Source organism: Subdoligranulum variabile (genome assembly GCF_025152575.1).
Classification (GTDB): Bacteria; Bacillota; Clostridia; order Oscillospirales; family Ruminococcaceae; genus Gemmiger; species Gemmiger variabilis.
On record NZ_CP102293.1, the window covers coordinates 3,166,779 to 3,185,611 of the forward strand.

At 51.7% G+C, this 18,833-nt stretch carries 16 protein-coding genes, 1 tRNA gene and 1 other annotated feature; of the genes, 3 read left to right on the top strand and 14 right to left on the bottom strand.

Annotation, left to right across the window (positions count from 1 at the left end):
• Positions 1–103: 103 nt before the first annotated feature.
• Entirely contained in the window at positions 104–637 is a 534-nt protein-coding gene (locus NQ490_RS14960; RefSeq protein WP_007046341.1) for a nitroreductase family protein, read from the top strand.
• 60 nt (positions 638–697) lie between these two features.
• Here NQ490_RS14960 and NQ490_RS14965 read toward each other — a convergent pair.
• Positions 698–781 (bottom strand) — tRNA-Leu (locus NQ490_RS14965).
• A 108-nt stretch (positions 782–889) separates the two neighbouring features.
• Between NQ490_RS14965 and NQ490_RS14970 the strand changes: the two genes are divergently transcribed.
• Both NQ490_RS14970 and NQ490_RS14975 read left to right on the top strand, forming a co-directional pair.
• The gene (locus NQ490_RS14970; RefSeq protein WP_040917556.1) at positions 890–2,845 is read left to right on the top strand and encodes a DUF6311 domain-containing protein; all 1,956 of its coding nucleotides are present in this window, start codon (positions 890–892) and stop codon (positions 2,843–2,845) included.
• Positions 2,842–3,750 (top strand): RluA family pseudouridine synthase, encoded by a 909-nt coding sequence (locus NQ490_RS14975; protein ID WP_007046339.1) that lies wholly within the window; start codon positions 2,842–2,844, stop codon positions 3,748–3,750. Before NQ490_RS14970 ends, NQ490_RS14975 begins: the two co-directional genes overlap by 4 nt.
• A gap of 230 nt (positions 3,751–3,980) precedes the next feature.
• Here the strand turns inward: NQ490_RS14975 and NQ490_RS15470 are convergent, their stop codons facing one another.
• From NQ490_RS15470 to NQ490_RS15035, 13 genes are all read right to left on the bottom strand, one after another.
• Entirely contained in the window at positions 3,981–4,340 is a 360-nt protein-coding gene (locus NQ490_RS15470; protein WP_084759152.1) for an IS3 family transposase, read from the bottom strand.
• A gap of 59 nt (positions 4,341–4,399) precedes the next feature.
• A complete protein-coding gene (locus NQ490_RS14980) occupies positions 4,400–4,708 on the bottom strand; it encodes a helix-turn-helix domain-containing protein (RefSeq protein WP_040917555.1) in 309 nt (102 codons plus the stop codon).
• Positions 4,709–4,804: 96 nt separating this feature from the next.
• Entirely contained in the window at positions 4,805–5,407 is a 603-nt protein-coding gene (locus NQ490_RS14985) for a toprim domain-containing protein (RefSeq protein WP_007046336.1), read from the bottom strand.
• Positions 5,401–6,435, bottom strand: a complete 1,035-nt coding sequence (gene holA / locus NQ490_RS14990) for a DNA polymerase III subunit delta (protein ID WP_007046335.1) — start codon at positions 6,433–6,435, stop codon at positions 5,401–5,403. The genes NQ490_RS14985 and holA overlap by 7 nt, the downstream gene beginning before the upstream one ends.
• Entirely contained in the window at positions 6,422–8,503 is a 2,082-nt protein-coding gene (locus NQ490_RS14995; protein ID WP_007046334.1) for a ComEC/Rec2 family competence protein, read from the bottom strand. Before NQ490_RS14995 ends, holA begins: the two co-directional genes overlap by 14 nt.
• Positions 8,504–8,508: 5 nt before the next feature.
• Positions 8,509–9,048, bottom strand: a complete 540-nt coding sequence (locus NQ490_RS15000) for a phosphoribosyltransferase family protein (protein ID WP_007046333.1) — start codon at positions 9,046–9,048, stop codon at positions 8,509–8,511.
• Positions 9,049–9,094: 46 nt separating this feature from the next.
• Positions 9,095–9,439, bottom strand: coding sequence for a histidine triad nucleotide-binding protein (locus NQ490_RS15005; RefSeq protein ID WP_040917554.1), 345 nt, complete (start codon positions 9,437–9,439; stop codon positions 9,095–9,097).
• Between the two features lie 42 nt (positions 9,440–9,481).
• Positions 9,482–12,142, bottom strand: coding sequence for an alanine--tRNA ligase (alaS, locus tag NQ490_RS15010; RefSeq protein ID WP_007046331.1), 2,661 nt, complete (start codon positions 12,140–12,142; stop codon positions 9,482–9,484).
• Positions 12,143–12,210: 68 nt separating this feature from the next.
• Positions 12,211–12,422: a binding site (T-box leader), on the bottom strand.
• A gap of 40 nt (positions 12,423–12,462) precedes the next feature.
• Entirely contained in the window at positions 12,463–14,106 is a 1,644-nt protein-coding gene (locus NQ490_RS15015) for a peptidoglycan D,D-transpeptidase FtsI family protein (RefSeq protein WP_050764677.1), read from the bottom strand.
• Positions 14,107–14,442: 336 nt separating this feature from the next.
• Positions 14,443–15,360, bottom strand: coding sequence for a translation elongation factor Ts (gene tsf / locus NQ490_RS15020; RefSeq protein WP_007046329.1), 918 nt, complete (start codon positions 15,358–15,360; stop codon positions 14,443–14,445).
• A gap of 40 nt (positions 15,361–15,400) precedes the next feature.
• Complete coding sequence (gene rpsB / locus NQ490_RS15025; protein WP_007046328.1) at positions 15,401–16,129, bottom strand: 30S ribosomal protein S2; 729 nt, start codon at positions 16,127–16,129, stop codon at positions 15,401–15,403.
• Positions 16,130–16,310: 181 nt separating this feature from the next.
• Positions 16,311–16,961 carry a TIGR03936 family radical SAM-associated protein gene (locus NQ490_RS15030; protein WP_050764676.1) on the bottom strand — a complete coding sequence of 217 codons (651 nt, stop codon included), beginning with the start codon at positions 16,959–16,961 and terminating at the stop codon, positions 16,311–16,313.
• A complete protein-coding gene (locus tag NQ490_RS15035; protein WP_007046325.1) occupies positions 16,936–18,804 on the bottom strand; it encodes a TIGR03960 family B12-binding radical SAM protein in 1,869 nt (622 codons plus the stop codon). Before NQ490_RS15035 ends, NQ490_RS15030 begins: the two co-directional genes overlap by 26 nt.
• Positions 18,805–18,833 lie beyond the last annotated feature (29 nt).

The window sequence follows — 18,833 nt, forward strand, 5'->3', positions numbered from 1 at the left end:
AATCGCATACCGAAAGGTGGACAAAAATTATATTAATATTGATTTTCGGCGGATTTTCTTTATACTAAGAAGTAGAAAGTTCCCTAAAAGGAGGTTATGTGTTATGGAATTTGACACCCTCATCCGAGAAAGAAGGAGCATCCGTCAATATGACCCCAACCGGTCGGCAACTGCGGCGCAGATCCGTGAAATCGTGGCCTCGGCTATTGAAGCTCCCTCCTGGAAGAACTCACAGACGGCACGTTATTACGCAGTTCTTTCGGATGAGATGCGTAGAGAGTTTATGCGCCTTTGCCTGCCGGAACGAAACGCCAAGAAAGCCGAGCATGCAGCACTGGTGGTAACGACATTTGTAAAGGAAACCGCCGGCTTTACGCAGGGAAAGCCGGACAATGAATGCGCCGACGGCTGGGGATTCTATGATCTGGGGCTGCACAACGCGCTGTTTCTTTTGAAAGCGAAAGAACTGGGGTTGGATACCCTGGTGATGGGGTTGCGGGATGAGAAATCGATCCGAACTCTATTGAAAATCCCTCAGACAGAGACTATTGCTTCCGTTATTGCCGTGGGATATGCAGCACAGCCTGCCAACCATCCACCACGCAAAGCACCGGAGGAAATCCTGACATTTTATTAATTTATGGATGCAAGAAAAATCCCGCAGCAGATTCCCTAGAAACTGCTGCGGGATTTTATATGCCGCCGACCGGGATCGAACCGGTACGGTATCGCTACCGAGGGATTTTAAGTCCCTTGCGTCTGCCAGTTCCGCCACGGCGGCAGATTGAGTTTATTGTACAACAGCAGGATGTAAATGTCAATGCGGATTGAAGAAGCCCATCCCTATATGGTATACTGATAAAAACTTTTGAAAATGAGGCATAGGGAGATGCTCCACAAAAATTCATTGCAGAAACAGCAGCTGCGGTTATTTGTATTGGGAACGCTGCTGGGGATTGCCGCGTTCTTGCTGGTATACGGGATTGTACCTTTGGATGTGACCAATGACACCTTTTGCCGCGGCGGCTATGTAGAAAAAGATATTCAGCAGCATTATGCAGGGTGGCTGTTTTATCGAGAAAGTGCACTCTCATTTCCTCTATGCGTTACAACGGCTATCAACGCACCGCAGGGGGTAAGCATCGCCTATACGGATTCCATCCCGCTGGCGGCACTTTTTTGCAGACCCCTGGCCAATTGGCTGGGAGGAACTTTCCAGTATTTTGGTTGGTTTACCCTTTTATGCTTTGCCTTGCAGGGAGGCTTCAGCGCTTTATTGTGCGGCCTTTTTTCGGAAGGAACACTTCGTCCCTTGTTGGGGACGACACTGTTTGTTTCCAGCCCCATTTTATATGAACGCGCCTTTCGGCATACTTCCCTGGGAGCACAATGGCTTGTTTTGGCAGCGCTCTACCTGTATTTTTCCCTGCGAAGGGAGGGACGCTATGCCTCCCGAGGATTGTTTCTGCTCAATGTGCTCGCAATTGGTATTCACCCTTACTTTTTGCCTATGACTTATGCGGTCACCTTGGCGCTGCTGCTGGAATATAGCGTACAGCGACATCAATGGAAAGGGCCCGTCCTGTATCTTACCTCCAATCTGATTTGCACGGTGGGGCTCGGATGGCTGTTGGGACTTTTTTACGGCACAGCCACCAATGGTGGGCAAGCTCTGTATGGGTATTTTTCCATGAACCTCAATTCCCTGTGGAATCCGGTGGGGATCAATGGTACGCTGTACAGTCGCCTGCTTCCTGCACAGAATCAGATCAATGGAAACTATGACGCGTTCGCTTACCTGGGACTGGGGGTTCTGATATCGTTGCCCGTCGTTGTTTTCCACGCCCGTCACCGGATTGGGAAGCAGCTTCTCCGGCATTGGGCGTTGGCATCTGTTTGTCTCATTCTGACACTGTTTGCAATCAGCAACACCGTCACGGCCAACGGGGTCACCCTTTTTTCCATTCCCCTTCCCGGCAAGGTCGTGGAACTATGCTCGGTATTTCGGTCTGGCGGGCGGCTGTTTTGGCCGGTCTATGAGCTGCTGCTACTGTCTGCATTTGCAGGAATCTGCCGCTTCCCTGCCTCCCGGTTGGTATTGGTGCTGATGCTGGTTATACAAATTTGGGATGTCAGCCCGGGAATTTGTCAGAGACACCAGGACATGGCGGCTGCTGTGCAGACCGCAGCGTTCCCCAGTGCCCTGGAGAGCAATTTTTGGAAAAACGTTGCTGGCCGCTACCAACACATAGAATCCGTGCAGGGACTTCAAGATGATGCACTGCATCTGGCACTGTTCGCCGCCGATCACAGTATGACGACAAACGATCCCTTTGCAGCTCGGTATGATACTGTAGCGTTGGAACAGGAGCGCCAGAAAATTTTGCAGGAACTGGCAATGGGGGTACTGCGGCAGGATACACTGTATCTGTTTTCGGATGAGGGCGCTTTCCTGCAAGCTGTGGAACCGGTAAAAGAACAAGCCTGGTGCGGTTCCGTCACAGATCAGACCGGGACGTCCACCTGGTATGTGATTGCACCCGGGTTGCAGAACCAAGAGTTTGACAGATTGTGTACGGTGTACGATGGTTCGTATCCGCTTCGGCTTGCTGATTATACAGATGCCTTGTGGAATCGCGGTGTGTTGGATTCTACCAAGAAAACAGTGTGCTTTGCCGATTCCCCCTTTGCACGCGCCAAACTGGATAACGCAAAGTATCTTTGCGCAGACGGACGGGAATATGCCATCACCTTAGTGGACGAAAGCGACCCGGGATGGTTGATGGTCACCTTGGAAATTGAGGACGCCACAGTATTGTGGGGGCAGGAGTTGACGACCAGATGAAAGAGTTGCATGTAAGAAGCCTTTTGCCGGTAAGGCTGGACAAATATTTGATGGAACAGTATCCTTCTCTCGGTTTGGGGAGATTGAATAAGGCATTGCGGGAAAACAAAATTAAGCTGAACGGAAAAAAACAGCCCCTCTCCACCCGGGTGCAGAACGGCGACGTAATTCGCTTGTTCCTGAAAGATGAGCAGCTGGAAGATCGTCCGCTTCCGTCCGCCGTGTTTGTATATGAAGATGAGGATATCCTTGTGGTCAACAAACCGGCCGGTATCGAAGTGGATGGTCCAGCGGCAGATACTCTGCTCAAACGCGTGCAGACCACCCTTGCCGCTGCGGGAAAGGCGGGGCATGCGGTACTGTGCCATCGTTTGGATACCGGGACCAGCGGATTGGTTCTTCTGGCCAAAAACCAGGCCACAGAACTCTTCCTTACCCAAGCCATTAAGGCCCGTACAATTGAAAAGCGGTATCTCTGCGTGACCTTTGGAAGGCCACAACCTCCTGCGGCTTTGATGCATGATTACCTGCTCAAGGATGCAGAACGGGGTGTGGTAAAAATCATCACCTCTCCTGCCAGCGGCGCTAAAGAAGTTATTACGGGATATGAAACGCTGGCAGTAAGCGGTCGTTTGGCACTTTTGGAGGTGGAACTGGTAACGGGGCGGACCCACCAGATCCGCGCTCATCTGGCGCATATCGGATGCCCTATTCTGGGAGATTCCAAATATGGAAATAATGCAGCAAACAGGGAGTTGCATTTCAAGTATCAGGCGTTGTGTGCCTGGGAACTTCGGTTTCCTGAAACCATTGAAAATCCACAGTTCGCGCATCTGGCGGGACGTGTATTCCATGCGGAAAAGCCCTGGTACTGCCGCCAGATCATGGATGGTACACTTCGATAAAGAAAAAAGCAGCTTTCCATTTGATGAACCGCTCCAGATTGTGCGGACAGCACAAATTGTAGAAATGGATGTACTCGTCGATCAGATGGTTGGCTTACTGAAATGTCTTGAGCTTTTGGCGATAAATGCACTCCGTTTTGAGAATGGAAAAGAAATTTTCCACCATTGCATTGTCATACGGGTTCCCACGTCTTGACATGGGCGGCGTAATGCCGTAATCTTGAGTTAGCTTAAAATATCCGTGTGAGGTATATCGAAAGCCTTGGTCGCCGCAGAGGTGCAATTCCCCGGCGACTTTTTCTTTCTTTACAGCAAGTCGAATGGTATCCAGCACCAGATTGACTGTCTGAGAAGTTGCGGATTTCGGACAACAAACCGTGGCTTTTCATGCGTTTGAGGATGGTTTTGGGATTCTTGTGGCAACCGTTCTTGTCCAACCAGAGCTGCATCCTGCGATAGCCGTATGTATTTTTGCAGCGTTTCTGTTGACTTGCAATCCGCTCTATGATTGCCTGATTTGGATCTGGTCGGTTCAATCTTTCAGTATACGAATAATACCCGCTTCGGGAAACACAAAAGAACCCGCACATCCTGTAAATGGAATGTGCCTCCTGGTGACGGTAAATTACAGCATATTTTACCCTGGCGCTCACTCCCTTTCTGTGGATTGCAGAAAATCCCGCAGCAACTCATTCTCCATTTTCAAGCGTTCAATCTCAGCTTTGTAGTATTCAATGCTGGATTTATCTGGCTCGGCTTTCCTGGGCCTTCCCTTGGGTTTTGGAATAACCCCTGCGGCAAGTTTTCTCTGTCTTCGGTTATATCGGGTGGTGCATTCTCTCGTTGCTTTATAGCTAACCCCCAATTTCTCCCCGATTTCCCGCAGGGTCATTCCCTGCTCCCGCAGTTCCAGTATTTCTTTCTCATGGTCTTGAATATGGCTGTATTTTCTCGGCATAGCAAAGGCCTCCTGTGGTAGTTCCATTCTACCACAGGAGGCCTTCTTTTCATTGTCCGTTTTTACTGGGGTGGTGCAATTCGGAAAGCTGCTTTTTTAGTAATCCTCTTCCAGCTGTGAGATTTGTGCAGCCAGGCCATCCCGCGTATACAGTGTGGAAAGAACCTGCAAAAGTTCTTTTTTACTCAGCCGTGGCGGCAACCCCAATTGTTGAAGCAATTTGCGCCTGCGCGTTGCACTGTTCGCTGTGCCAGAAATTCCCCACTCGTACAAATCTGTGTAGGTGATGGGAGCTGGGGCAGATTGATCGTCAGCCTTATACGGCCGACTGTCCAGTGCAGTCTGCAGCCCTTGCAGGATCAGGCCATCCGGGATACCTTCCACTCCCAGGAGCCCCTCTTTCCCAGGCGATTCCTTGCGAGCTTCCTTTCCGGCAATAGCGGGAACGTAGGCCTGCAACACATGTTCAGCGCCCACAAGCCCGGTTACAAAATGACGGATCTTAAAACCTGCCGCGTCGGAATCCGTCAGAATAATAAGTCCTTGGGCACGACCCAAGCGCTTGATCATCGTCTGCAAGGCACGGTCTTTCATGATACGGAAGCCGTCGGAGGTGAGAATGGTTCCCTCCACAAGATTATGCAGGCGGGCAGCATCATACCTTCCTTCTACCAGGAGAACTTCATGAATTTTCAGCATGCACGCCTCCCGGCCAAGGATAGCTCGCACAGCGCTTTTTGTAACAGCAGATCAGCATCCAGCTTGCTGCTTTTCAGATCCAGGTCCAGTTTTTGCAGGATGCACAAGCATTGTTCCAACTGATGTCGCTTGAAACGGGAGGCCGTCTTTTCCGTCTTGCCGAGGCGATAACTCCATTTACCTCCATAACCAAAATCCTTGGCTACATCGGCCAGGCTGCGGCGGCCTCGCTTTCCGAGAAGCACCCGATACAGATCCAGATAATTGCCGATCAGTGCACCGGCAATCATAATGGGATCGTTCTGCAACTCCAATAAGGTTTTCAGACGTTTCTGCGCCTGATCAGTTCGACCGGACACCACCAACTCCACCATCTCAAAAGTATCGGCATCAAGCGTTACCGTTCCAAGCTGCTGAACCATTTCCTGGGTGATGATTCCGTAGTTCGCCAAAGCGGCCAGTTTGGCAATCTCGTTTTGGAGAAGAAACTGGTCCTCCCCGCAGCGATCCAACAAAGCAGACTCACTTCCTGGTGCGAACGAAGCGCCGGCATCTTCTGCCCAACTGCGTGCCATGGACTGCAATTCTGAACGCCCCGGTTTGTTGATCTGTACACAGTATCCTATGCCTTCACAAGCGGCAATCAGTTTTTGTTCACGCTTTCCGGGGCGCAGCTTGCCGAATTTTTCTTCTATGACACTGGTCATCACAAAGATTGCGTTTTCGGTATCGGCCAGGGTTTCACAAAGTTCCTGAAGATCTTTGTCCGAATACGTAGAAGGACGGATCAGCGGCATCAGAACCAGACGTTTACCGCCAAAAAATGAGATTGTTCCTGCCGCCAGAACAATCTCTTCCACCGTAGGCGTGGGACCATCCAGAATCGTTGTTTCGGGGTCGTCCTGATTCAGGACCTTTAGAGCTTTGGCGGCTGCAGAGCGCACCAATGCTTCGTCAGAGGCATAAAAATAATAGAGGGCGCAGCCGGACTGCAACCTTTTTTTCAGTTCTTTCTCACTGTAGAGCAAGCGGCTCCACCTCCTCAAAAATCAGGGAATGTCCGGGACGTACAGTCACAAAAGAACGGTCTGCGGCATACAGGACTTCCTCATCCGTAACCTCATCCGACCATTTAGGGGAACGCGATGCGGTGAGGATTGTGTTTGATTCCACGGAATCGGACAACGTGCCGGTGGCACAGAAAACATCTACTACAACAGACTGTTCCAGTCGGATATTGCCAGTCATAGCTGCAATACGATATTGGCCTGCATTCAAAATTGCAAGGTTTCCACTGCCATCATGATACAGGTCCAAGGTCAAATCGTCAAGTACTGGCACGGATTCCTCCGCAGCCAAGCCCTCAGCGGAAATTACCGGAATATCAGAAAAATCCAGCTCCGATGGTTCCTGCCGCAGATCCACAAGTGCGGTGATGTTCGGTTGTGCATGCTCCGCCAAAAATTGTTCTACCGCGTTTAGGTTGCTTTGGCCGCCGCGAAAAAGCACCACACCTTCCCCGTTCTGAATGCATACCACACAGGAATTGTTGGACGCACCTACCAACGCAATTTGAACAACATCTTTTTGGGCCAGTATCCCAAGAATTACAGCGAAAACAGCACAGGCAGCTGCCGCTGCTGAATACCAAGTCAATCGGTGCATGTACCAGAAAGCAAGGGCCAACAGTCCGAGAACAGCAAAGACAAACAATGTGTATCGTGCCGGAAGATCAATATATGCAGCAGGAAGGCTGGCGCACCATGCAACGACAGCAATCATGGCATGAAGCCAGAGCGAGAGGAGAAGACTCACCATGTGCATAACCGGAGCGAGGAGAGGCAAAGCAGCCAGAATGAGCAGGAAAACGCCAAGCAGCAATGCAGGCTGCAGCATCCAAACCACAAGCAGGTTAGTCAGCAGACCTACACCGCTGGCGGTAAGACCGTGAACAACTAGAATAGGAAGTGTGGCCAGGGAGGCCAGCAGCGCCGTCTGCACCGATTCCAGAACCCACAGACCCAGATCATAGATTCTGGCAGTGAATTTTCCAGTAAGAACTGGTAACACTTCAATTTCCCGGTTGAACAAGGCTCCAGCCGCTTGAACTCCCAGCACGGCACAGAAGGAAAGTTGAAATCCCATATCACAGGGGGCATAGGCGTTTTGCAGACCAAGTATTACTGCGGCGACCCCCGTGGAGGTCAAAAGATCTACCGGCTGCCAGAAAAAATCACCAACCAGTGACAACAGGAACACAAATCCTGCCCGTAAGACCGAGACGGGGAGCCCTGTAAGAAACATATAAAAAACAACCAGTCCGGCGCGAAACAGAATCAAAGGGCGCAAAAAACGGCGTTTTCGTCCCATCGAAAAGATTCCGCAAAGGAGAGCAACATGCAGACCGGAGACTGCCAAAAGATGCGAAACGCCCGCTGCGCGGAAACTGTCCTGAAGGGAATCCCTAAGGGTCTGTTTTTGACCGAGAAGCATAGCGGATTCCAGTTCGCCTTCTTCCTCGGGCATCCACTGCTGCAAGCGATTGGCCAAAACCTGCCGCAGGCGAAAAAACAGGAAGCGCGACGCTGTGCTTTCCTGCAGGGGAAAGTAATTCCCCTGGTATTCTGCCTGCAGATAGATACCATCGCTCAAGTAGGACGATTCATAGGGGCCTTTTTCCAGTGCAGAGAAAATGAAATCGGCGGTAAAACGTTCTCCCGGCTTTGCGCCTGGAAATGCCTCACAGGAAACGAGAAAATTGGTGGGTTCCCCGCCACATTCTGTTATCCGCAAGGTACCGCGCAGATATCCATCACGATACGAAGATTCTGCATCTGTTTCCACTACAACAGTACAAGTCGTTTGCTGGCCAGCCCACTGCTGTACAGGCCATACGGCTACCAGACCGAAGATCGAAAACCACGCAAGTCCGCAAACTGCGCCTAAAAGCGGGAAGCGAAGATCCTGCCGGTGATAAACGAATAACAGCAAAGCAAAAAGTGCCGCCGCGGGCAAAAGAACCAGCGGCGGCACAACAGCCGCAAACCATTCGGCCAATGCGAAGGCCAAGCCAAAACAAGCAAGTTTGCGTTTCATCCGATTTAGTGGATAAACAGCGGTAGCGGCTCCAGGAAAAAGATGTCGGTACGTTTTGCCGCATCTCCTTCCGCCAGCGCTGCACAGCAACCGACAACCGTGCCGGTGCTCTTGGCGGCCAGCGTCTCCAGCGCATGGAGAGACCCGCCGGTGGAAATCACATCGTCCACGATCAGAATCCGTTTGCCGTTCATATACTCGATGTCTTTCTCGTCGATCACAAGGACCTGCTTGCCGGCAGTGGTGATTGACTCATCTTCAATAACCACAGGATTGCGCATATAAAGCTTGGGGCCTTTGCGTGCAGGAATCCAGTATTTACCGCTCTGGCGCGCCATTTCATATGCAAGGGGAATGCCTTTGGCTTCCGCCGTTAGGATCACATCAAATTCCGGAGCCTTTTTCAGAAGAGCAGCGGCGCATGCCTCCGTCAGTTCCACATCGCTGAACATAATGAAGGCAGCAATGTCCATGTGGTCGTTTACCTTGCAGATGGGCAGTTCACGTGTAAGCCCGGCAATGTGCAGTGTATAGGTGTCTGCCATGATGGAAAACCTCTTTCTACAATCAAAAAATGGGAAGTGATCGGGATCAGCCCGGGGGCCAGGCCAGACTGCGGCCTGCCAGCACATGGAAATGCAGGTGCTTGACGCTTTGCCCTCCGTCTTCACCGACATTGGTGATAACGCGATAACCCTTTTCATCCACACCAAGTTTGCGGCACTGTTCCGCAATGACCGCATAGATATGCCCCAACAGGGCAGCGTTTTCCTCTGTCAAAGCGGCAGCCGAAGAAATGTGTTGCTTGGGAATGACAAGAAAGTGAACCGGGGCCTGCGGATCAATGTCGTAAAAAGCCAGCAGTGTTTCATCTTCATACAGTTTGTTGGAAGGGATCTCCCCTGCTGCAATTTTACAAAACAGACAATCTTCCATTTTTTCCCTCCTTTGCTGGATTTCAAATGTGTCGTACAAATCTTATGCGTTGAGTTCACCTTTGACGATTTCCGGCACGGCATTCAAAGCTTCATCGATCTTGCTGATATCGCGGATACCGGCCATGGCGAAGTCCGGTTTGCCGCCACCGTTGCCACCTGCGATGGCAGCAATCTTCTTCACCAGCACACCAGCCTTCAGGCCACGGGCCTTGGCGTTGGCCGAAACGCCAACGGCCATCATTGTCTTGCTGCCGTCGTTGCCTACCAGAACCGTAACGGCGTTGGGGGCTTTGTCGCGAACCTTGTCCACCATCTCCCGCAGCGTATCGGCGCCGGTACCGGTCAGATAAGCAGAAATGATCCGCACGCCATCTACATCAGCGGCATTCTCAAACAGACCATCAACTTTGGCAGCTGCCATCTCGGCCTTAAGGCCATCCAACTGTTTGTTGGTCTCTTTCAGCTCTGCGGCCATCGCTTCTGCGCGGTCAGCAACATCTTTCAGGTTATTGGCCTTCAAGGCAGCTGCAGTTTTGGCCAGTACGTCAGTACGTTCATCCAGCAGGCGCAGCACACCAAAACCGGTCGTGGCTTCGATACGGCGGATTCCAGCAGCCACACTGGATTCACTCAGGATTTTGAAGCAGCCGATTTGAGAAGTGTTCTGCACATGGGTACCGCCGCAGAACTCGGTGCTCCAGCCTCCGGCGTCCACAACGCGGACAACGCTGCCATACTTCTCACCAAACAGCGCCATAGCGCCCATCTTTTTGGCTTCCTCAATGGGCAGGTTCTGAATAACCACCGGCAAGGAAGCAAAAATCTTTTCATTGACTCTGCGTTCAACTTCGGTCAACTCCTCCGGCGTCACAGCGCTGAAGTGGGTGAAGTCAAAATGAGTGATTTTGTCATCCTGATAGCTGCCGGCCTGATGGACGTGCTCACCCAGGACCTCTCGAAGTGCTTTCTGCAGCAGATGGGTTGCCGTGTGGTTACGGCAAATCGCCATCCGGCGGGCCTCGTCCACAAAAGCGGTGACCTCGTCCCCGACTTTGATCGTGCCGTCCAGGAGCTCACAGGTATGAACAAAATATCCTTTGGGAGTCTTCTTGACCTGGGTGACTTTCAGTTTTGCATCACCGGAGGCAATGTAGCCGTAGTCAGCAACCTGACCGCCCATTTCTGCATAGAACGGGGTACGGTCCAGGACAACCAGAACACCCTCCTTGGATTCGCCGGCTTCATCGGTGGCAATGGCATCAGCCAGCTCTTCACCGTCAGACAAAGCCTGAACCTTGGCTGTTTCGTGCAGCGTCTCATAGCCATCAAACTGAGTGGGCTCTGCGGCCAGTTCCCCGAACAAGTCGGCACTCCAACCGGAGATGTCTTTGGCCAGCCGCTCAGCACGGGCGCGTTCACGCTGCTTGGTCATCTCCGCATGGAATGCTTCTTCGTCCACGGTGAAACCGGCTTCTGCGGCGATCTCTTTGGTTAAATCCAGCGGGAAGCCAAAGGTGTCGTTGAGCTTGAACACTTCAGAACCGGACAGGACAGTCTCCCCCGCGGCCTTGCGCTCATCAATCATGTTATTCAGAATGTTCAGGCCGGCGTCGATGGTGCGTCCAAAACGCTCTTCTTCTGTACCGACTACCTTTTTGATGTAGGATTCGTGCTCGCGCAACTCGGGATAGCCGGCCTCGCTGGATTCAATGACAGTATCCACCAGTTCAGTCAGGAACGGACGGTCAATGCCCAGCATGCGGCCGTGGCGGGCAGCCCGGCGCAAAAGACGACGCAGCACATAGCCACGGCCTTCATTAGAGGGCAAGATGCCGTCGGATACCATGAAAACGGTGGAACGGATGTGGTCGGTGATAACGCGGATAGAGATATCATCCTTTTCGCTGTCACCGTAATGCTTGCCGGAGATGCGTTCCACATGATGAAGTACGGAGGCAACGGTATCCACCTCAAACAGGTTGCCTACATCCTGCATTACGCAGGCCAGACGCTCCAGACCCATGCCGGTGTCGATGTTGGGGCGCGGCAGGCGCTCATAATGGCCCTTGCCGTCGGAATCGAACTGGCTGAAGACCAGGTTCCAGATTTCCATATAGCGGTCACAATCGCAGCCAACTTTGCAGGTGGGTTTGCCACAGCCATGCTCGGGACCGCGATCATAATAAATTTCTGAGCAGGGACCGCACGGACCGGAGCCGTGTTCCCAGAAATTGTCTTCTTTCCCGAAGCGGACCATGTGATCTTCGGGAATGCCGACTTTCTTGGTCCAGATGTCATAGGCTTCGTCGTCGTCCAAGTAGACTGAAATATACAGTTTGTCAGCAGGAATTTCCAGCTCCTTAGTCAGAAATTCCCAGGCCCAGGGAATAACTTCTTCCTTAAAATAATCCTGGAAACTGAAGTTGCCCAGCATCTCAAAAAAGGTGCCATGGCGAGCCGTGATACCAACGCGCTCAATATCCGGCGTGCGGATGCACTTCTGGCAGGTCGTGACGCGGTGGCGAGGCGGTTCCTCCTGCCCTAAAAACCATTTCTTCATAGGAGCCATGCCGCTGTTGATCAGCAGCAGGCTCGGATCGTCTTTCGGGACCAGTGGGAAGCTGCCCAACCGCAGATGGCCTTTGGTCTCAAAGAAATGCAAATACTTCTCACGAAGTTCATTCAATCCGGTCCATTGCATACAAAACGTTCTCCCATCCATAGGTTCATTTAAAAAGGTCCATGAAAAAAATATAGCCCTCGCCCCTTTACAGGGACGAAGGCTGATCGCTTCCGTGGTACCACCCGGTTTGCGGTCTCTACAGACCGCCGCTTTCCCTGCGTTAACGCCGCAAATACGTTTGGCTCACCGCCAAAAGCTCCGGGGTGGCTTCACCGGGATGCAGTCAGGTATTTTGCACCGAATCAATACCCTCTCTGAAGACTGTATGGGCCGGCATTAGCCCCTTCAACGCCATTTTCCTTTTTACAAGGTAATTATAGGCTCCTTTGCCGGTATTGTCAACTGGTTTTTGCAGCAGTTTCCGGTGTTTGGATACTTTCCGACGACATCAGCACATGCAAGGAATCGGCAATTTGTGCAAAAATTGCCGCGCTGGAGACATCCGGCTCCAAAACTCCATCCTGCAAAACAGTGATGGTATAGCGAGGATGGTCTGCGGGGTAAAAACCGCTGAACCAATAATTGAGCAATTCCTCCCCCTCTTCATCAAACTGTCCGGTCTGCGCAGTTCCGGTTTTGCCACCGGCGGCCTCTTCCCTCGGAGCCGCTTCCCTGCCAATACCTTCACTTATAACCGACTGAAGCATATCGCGTAAAATACGAGCAGTGTCCGAATCCAGAACCTTTTCACTTTCGGGAAGTTGCATGGAATCCGTCAGATTTAAATCGTCATCCACCACACCGTATACAAAGCGAGGCGTATAATAAACGCCGCCGTTTGCCACAGTATTCATCATGGCAGTGATCTGCAGTGGAGTTGCACTTAAGTCGCCCTGTCCGAAGCTGAAAAGTGCAAGCTGTCCGGCGTTTTGCAAATCTTGCGATTCCGGAAGCATTCCGGCGCTGCTCTTAAGCCCCGGAGCAATCGCGCAGGCAGAGCCAAAGCCCAGTTTTTCCGCTTCGGAGCGAATGGAATCTTCGCCCAAAAGGCGGCCCAGCTCCACAAAATAGCAGTTGCAGCTTTGCTCCAGCGCCCCACGCAGATTCACGATACCATGAGCGCGCCCCTGTGCACACCGGTAGGTCTGACCGGCAACCTCCACGCTTCCGGTACACTCATGGGTGAACCAGTCAAGGTTGTTCTCATAGGCGGCCGCAGCCAGAACGACCTTAAATACCGACCCGGCACTGAAAGCGTTGAAAGTGCGATTGATCAATGAGGTGTCATTGGCCCGGATGCTTTTGGCGACGTTGTTTGGGTCATATTCCGGCATGCTGACACTGGCAAGCAAGTCCCCTGTTGCGGTCTCCATCACAAGAATACAGCCACGTTTCATCGTCAGTCCGGCGATTCCCTCACACACGCGCTGGATATCTGCATCCAGCGTTAAGGAAACCCCCTGGCCGGTTCCTTTTTCATGGAGTTGCTGTATAGGTTCGTCACCGGTCAAGAGGTTCCCTTGCGCTGTAGTCAGGCAAGAAACAACCGATATGTCTCCTGATCGGGACAATATATCATCGTAAGCGTATTCCAATCCCGAAACCCCCTTGCCTTCCCCATCGAGATATCCAAGCAGATGGACAGCAATCGGCAAAGGCAGATACCGTTGAGCGCTTTCATAGGTGGGAATGCCATTCATAGTAAGGTCCTGATCTACTTGAATCAAAAATGGAGAAGTAGTATTGCGCTTTTCATACAGCTCTGCCTGCTCCGCATATGATACATAGGGAAAGAGTGTAGCGTAACTGATGTCCCCCGGGATACAAAGTGCATACCACTCCGGCGTATAACCGGTCAGCAATTGGCCGCTACGGTCAAAAAAGTTCCCTCTGGTGCGAGGGAGTTCCGTAATTTGTTCGGTTTGCGTTCCGGCACTGGCGGCATAAAGGGTATCGGTACTGACCCATAGAACACGGCACAGGACAATGCATGTCAGCAATACAAGAGAAACGCTCAACATGCGTAATCGACTCATCGACATATAAAAATCACGCCTCCTGTCCGGTGTTAGTATGGCCGAAACAGAAGGCTGTCAAACAAAAAAGTATCCATTGGTATGTTGCCAGTGGCCGTTTAACTATTTAAATTGATTCGTGTTGATTGTCTGTTAGCAAAATAGTTTGTCTTTGAAGCACAGATAGAAGAAAAGTTATGAGAGGAACTATCAGGAGAGCACCTGGAGATTGCCCGCTGTAAAAAGGGATAAAAAATAGCGGAGCAATGTGAGTGAAAACTCTACATTACTCCGCGTATTTTTCATATCATGGACAAGATAAATCGCCTTTTATGACAACTTATTTTGCCCCCGAACACATGATTAGTGCTTGATGGCAGCAGCAACTTCGGCAGCAAAATCCTCGTTGCGCTTTTCCAGACCCTCACCCTTGACAAAATGGGTGTAGGCCACAATCTGAATGTCTCCGCCCAGAGCCTTGGCGGTATCGGCAACGTACTTCTTGACGTCCATGCCGCCGTCCTTGATGAAGGCCTGATCGACCAGGCAGTTCTCCTTGTAGAACTTGCCCAGTTTGCCGACAGCCATCTTTTCTTTGATAGCGTCAGGCTTGTTGGCGGTTTTGGGATCATTAGCCATCTGGGCCAGGATAATTTCCTTTTCCTTGGCAATGATTTCAGCCGGAACAGCAGCCTCATCCAAATAGCTGGGGTTCGCAGCAGCAATCTGCATGGCGATATCTTTGCCGAAAGCAACAAACTCGGACTTGGCAGCCACTTCATCGCTGGTCTCGAACTTAACGATGACACCATGGGTGCCACCGCCATGCACGTAAGCAGCGCAATGGCCCTCGTAACGGGCAAAACGACGAACCTTGATGTTCTCCTTGATGACAAGGATCAGGGCCTTCAGGGCATCATCCACAGTGCCCTCGCCCATCTTGCAGCCCATCAGAGCCTCCACATCAGCGGGATTCTGGTCCGCAACAACCTTGGTCAGCTCCTTGGTAAACTCGACAAACTTATCATTCTTGGCAACAAAGTCGGTCTCGGCGTTGACCTCGACCACAACAGCGCAGTTGTCAAAAGAAACGGCGTAGACCATACCCTCGGCAGCAATACGGCCAGCCTTTTTGTTAGCAGTAGCCAGGCCCTGCTCACGCAGAATCTCGATTGCCTTCTCAAAGTCGCCGTCAGCCTGGGTCAGGGCCTTCTTGCATTCCATCATGCCGCAGTCGGTCTGGCGGCGCAGTTCCATAACGTCTTTTGCAGAAATAGCCATACTCTTTTTGTCCTTTCTGTCTTACGCTTTTATCTTACGATTAAGCCTCGGCGCTTTCAGCAGCTTCAGCGGCAGGCGCTTCCTGAACGCCCTGTTTGCCTTCCAGAACGGCATTGGCCATGGCACCGGAAATCAGCTTGACAGCACGGATGGCGTCATCGTTGCCGGGAATCACGTAATCGATCTCATCGGGATCACAGTTGGTATCGACGATGGCAACAATAGGAATGTTCAGCTTGCGGGCCTCAGAAACAGCAATGCGCTCCTTGTGGGGGTCAACAATGAACATGGCCTTCGGCAGGCTCTTCATGTTCTTGACGCCGCCCAGGTACTTGTCCAGCTTCTCCATCTCGAGCTCGAGCTTGACAACTTCCTTCTTGGGCAGCAGATCGAAAGTGCCGTCAGCCTGCATGGTCTTCAGCTGCTCCATGCGGTCGATGCGCTTGCGAATGGTGCGGAAGTTGGTCAGCATGCCGCCCAGCCAGCGAGCGTTGACATAGTGCATACCGCAGCGGGTAGCTTCATCGCGAATGGACTCCTGAGCCTGCTTCTTAGTGCCGACGAACAGGATTTCGCCGCCCTCGGCCGCAGTGTCACGAACGAAGTTGTACGCCTCGTCCAGCTTCTTCACGGTCTTCTGCAGGTCGATGATGTAGATACCGTTGCGCTCGGTGAAGATGTACTTTGCCATCTTGGGGTTCCAGCGGCGGGTCTGATGACCAAAGTGAACGCCGGCCTCCAGGAGCTGTTTCATAGATACGACTGCCATAGTTTGTTTCCTCCAATAAATTTAGTTTTACCCTCCGCATGGCGTTTTATGTTTTCTAACCTGATTTCTGCTGAAAAAAGGCACAAAAAAACAACGCAATGCGTGTGTATTGCCGTAGTATAATACCACACGCATTGCGAAATTGCAAGCATTTTTTGCAAAAAATACCAGTGTACCGATTTTATGCGAAATCGATTCCCCGTTTGGTATATAGATGTGTCCTGAGTACCTGGCATTGCCATGCCGGTGCGCCGCCATGCTCTTGAAGGTATTCCATCAGCAGTGCTGGATTCAGATTCAGTGCTTCGCCGGAGCCGCAAGGCAATAGAATGGTAAAATGGATACTGTCTCCCTGTGTTTCATAGGAAATCTGCGGCAAGTGCTCTTTCAAATTGATGGATTTCTGCCCGCGCTTAGTCTTTTTGGTGACCTCCGCAACATCCGCCGCATTATACGCTTGGATGGCTGCTGCTGAGTCTCCAGGCATCATGATTTCATAAGCGGCCGATGTGATTTCCCCTACTTTCTCCAACGCGGGGGCTACTTTAGTAATTCGAATGCCTCGCGGCATCAGCGGCTGAAGAGCAGTCTGCCAGGCCAGTGCATCGATCGTCTCCTGTTCGGTTTTCACTTCGCAGCTTTCACACAGACTTTCCTGCCCCAAGGAGAGCGGACAAGAAAAAGAAAGGTAAATATGCGGGTTAAAGCCTTGTGTGTACCACACCGGCAGGTTGCTGATCTTGAGCAGCCGATGAAACACCCGCTGCAGATCCAGAAGCGAGATATAGGCAGATTCCCCGCGTTTTTCAAAGAAGATTCTTACTGTAGTCAAAACACGGTCCTCCCAGCAGTTTATTGGCGCCGCAGCCGCTGCACTGGCGGTTGCACGGCTGTGTGGTTTCGGCTTTGAGCGCTTTCTGGTATTCCCGAACCAGATGAGCGTGGCTCACGCCCACATCAAGATGGCTCCAGGGAGTTACCTCATCTAGCCCCATCGTACGGTAATTATAAAAATCCGGGTCAATACCGCAAGCGGTAAAGGCACTCATCCAGCGGTCGTAGTCAAAGTATTCTTCCCAGGTATCAAAAAATGCGCCGTTTTCAAAAGCGGTCTCGATGACACGTCCCAGGCGCCGATCCCCCTTAGCGAAAACACCTTCCAGCACACTGGTAGCACTGTCGTGATAATTGACCTTGATTTTGCGAGAATGCACACAACTGAGCAGATACTTCTGCTTCTCGCGCAGCGTTTCTCGGCGATCCTGTGCACAGAACTGGAATGGAGTATCGGGCTTAGGAACGAAGCAAGCGACGCTGATCGTAACCTGTACGCCTTTTCCTTTTGGACGGTCGGGAATCTGGTAGAAGAGATCCACCACTTTTTGGGCAGTGTCGGCAATGCCTTTGATGTCCTCCATCGTTTCAGTGGGCAGGCCCATCATAAAATACAGTTTGACAGAGGTATACCCCTCCGAAAACGCAATGCGGCAGCCGCGTTCAATCTGATCCCAGGTCACGTTTTTATTGATGACATCCCGCAGACGTTGTGTGCCGGCTTCAGCCGCAAACGTCAGTCCACTTTTGCGCACCTTGGTGGTCTTTTCCACGAGAGACTGCGAGAAGTTGTCCACTCGCAGAGAAGGCAGGGAAAGGCTCACATGGTCCGCCTCAGCCCAAGAATTGAGGGCATCCAGAATGTCCTCGAGACGGGAGTGATCGGAAGTGGAAAGACTTGTCAGGCTCAGTTCATCATATCCGGTATTACGGCAAAGTTCCCGGGCGCAATCGCTGATCAGCTGAGGGGAACGCTCCCGGAAAGGACGGTAAATCTGGCCAGCCTGACAGAACCGGCATCCACGAACGCAGCCACGCAGTACTTCTACGCTGGCTCGGTCCTGCACGGCGCCTACCAACGGCACCACAAAGTTTTTGGGCGGCTCGTAGTCGTCCATATTTTTAACAATGGCTTTGGTAATACGCGCCGGGATGCCAGGACGGTTAGGCGAAATTTTATCAATGCGACCATCCGGGAGGTAGGTTACATCGTAGAAAGAGGGAATATATACTCCGGGAATTTTAGCCAGTTCCAGCAGAAGGTTCTCTTTGCTCCATCCCTGCTTTTTGCCTTGCTCAACAGTGGCGCAAATATCCTGCAACATCTGTTCTCCCTCGCCAAGCTGCATCACATCGAAGAAATCCGCCATCGGTTCAGCATTGCAGACGCAAGGACCGCCCGCGATGATCAGCGGCCAATGTTCGTCCCGATCAGCGGCACGCAACGGGATTCCAGCAAGGCGCAGCATTGCCAGGATATTGGTATAACAAAGCTCATACTCCAGAGAGAAACCGACAATGTCAAAATCGGTCAAGGGATCCTTACTCTCCAGGCAGTACAGAGGAATCTGCAGTCGCTCCATCTGCTCTTTCATGTCGGTCCACGGCATAAAGGCCCGTTCACACCACCAGTTTTCATGGCGGTTCAGAAGATCGTACAAAATCTTCTCGCCAAGAAAAGACATACCGATCTCGTAGGTGTCCGGAAAGCAGAACGCCATCCGCACATCCACCGCAGCCTTGTCTTTATAGACACAACCCGGTTCGCCGCCCGTATAACGGCCCGGCTTCTGCACAAGACTGAGCGCTTCTTTGAATTTCGGGGAAAATTCCGCCATCATGATAAACCGTCCTTGTCATTATTTCGTTT

What these genes read in the sequence shown, in the direction of transcription:
- NQ490_RS14960 (WP_007046341.1), top strand. Translation starts at nt 104, where the DNA reads ATGGAATTTGACACCCTCATCCGAGAAAGAAGGAGCATCCGTCAATAT.
- NQ490_RS14970 (WP_040917556.1), top strand. Translation starts at nt 890, where the DNA reads ATGCTCCACAAAAATTCATTGCAGAAACAGCAGCTGCGGTTATTTGTA.
- NQ490_RS14975 (WP_007046339.1), top strand. Translation starts at nt 2,842, where the DNA reads ATGAAAGAGTTGCATGTAAGAAGCCTTTTGCCGGTAAGGCTGGACAAA.
- NQ490_RS15470 (WP_084759152.1), bottom strand. Translation starts at nt 4,340, where the DNA reads ATGTGCGGGTTCTTTTGTGTTTCCCGAAGCGGGTATTATTCGTATACT.
- NQ490_RS14980 (WP_040917555.1), bottom strand. Translation starts at nt 4,708, where the DNA reads ATGCCGAGAAAATACAGCCATATTCAAGACCATGAGAAAGAAATACTG.
- NQ490_RS14985 (WP_007046336.1), bottom strand. Translation starts at nt 5,407, where the DNA reads ATGCTGAAAATTCATGAAGTTCTCCTGGTAGAAGGAAGGTATGATGCT.
- NQ490_RS14995 (WP_007046334.1), bottom strand. Translation starts at nt 8,503, where the DNA reads ATGAAACGCAAACTTGCTTGTTTTGGCTTGGCCTTCGCATTGGCCGAA.
- NQ490_RS15000 (WP_007046333.1), bottom strand. Translation starts at nt 9,048, where the DNA reads ATGGCAGACACCTATACACTGCACATTGCCGGGCTTACACGTGAACTG.
- NQ490_RS15005 (WP_040917554.1), bottom strand. Translation starts at nt 9,439, where the DNA reads ATGGAAGATTGTCTGTTTTGTAAAATTGCAGCAGGGGAGATCCCTTCC.
- alaS (WP_007046331.1), bottom strand. Translation starts at nt 12,142, where the DNA reads ATGCAATGGACCGGATTGAATGAACTTCGTGAGAAGTATTTGCATTTC.
- NQ490_RS15015 (WP_050764677.1), bottom strand. Translation starts at nt 14,106, where the DNA reads ATGTCGATGAGTCGATTACGCATGTTGAGCGTTTCTCTTGTATTGCTG.
- tsf (WP_007046329.1), bottom strand. Translation starts at nt 15,360, where the DNA reads ATGGCTATTTCTGCAAAAGACGTTATGGAACTGCGCCGCCAGACCGAC.
- rpsB (WP_007046328.1), bottom strand. Translation starts at nt 16,129, where the DNA reads ATGGCAGTCGTATCTATGAAACAGCTCCTGGAGGCCGGCGTTCACTTT.
- NQ490_RS15035 (WP_007046325.1), bottom strand. Translation starts at nt 18,804, where the DNA reads ATGATGGCGGAATTTTCCCCGAAATTCAAAGAAGCGCTCAGTCTTGTG.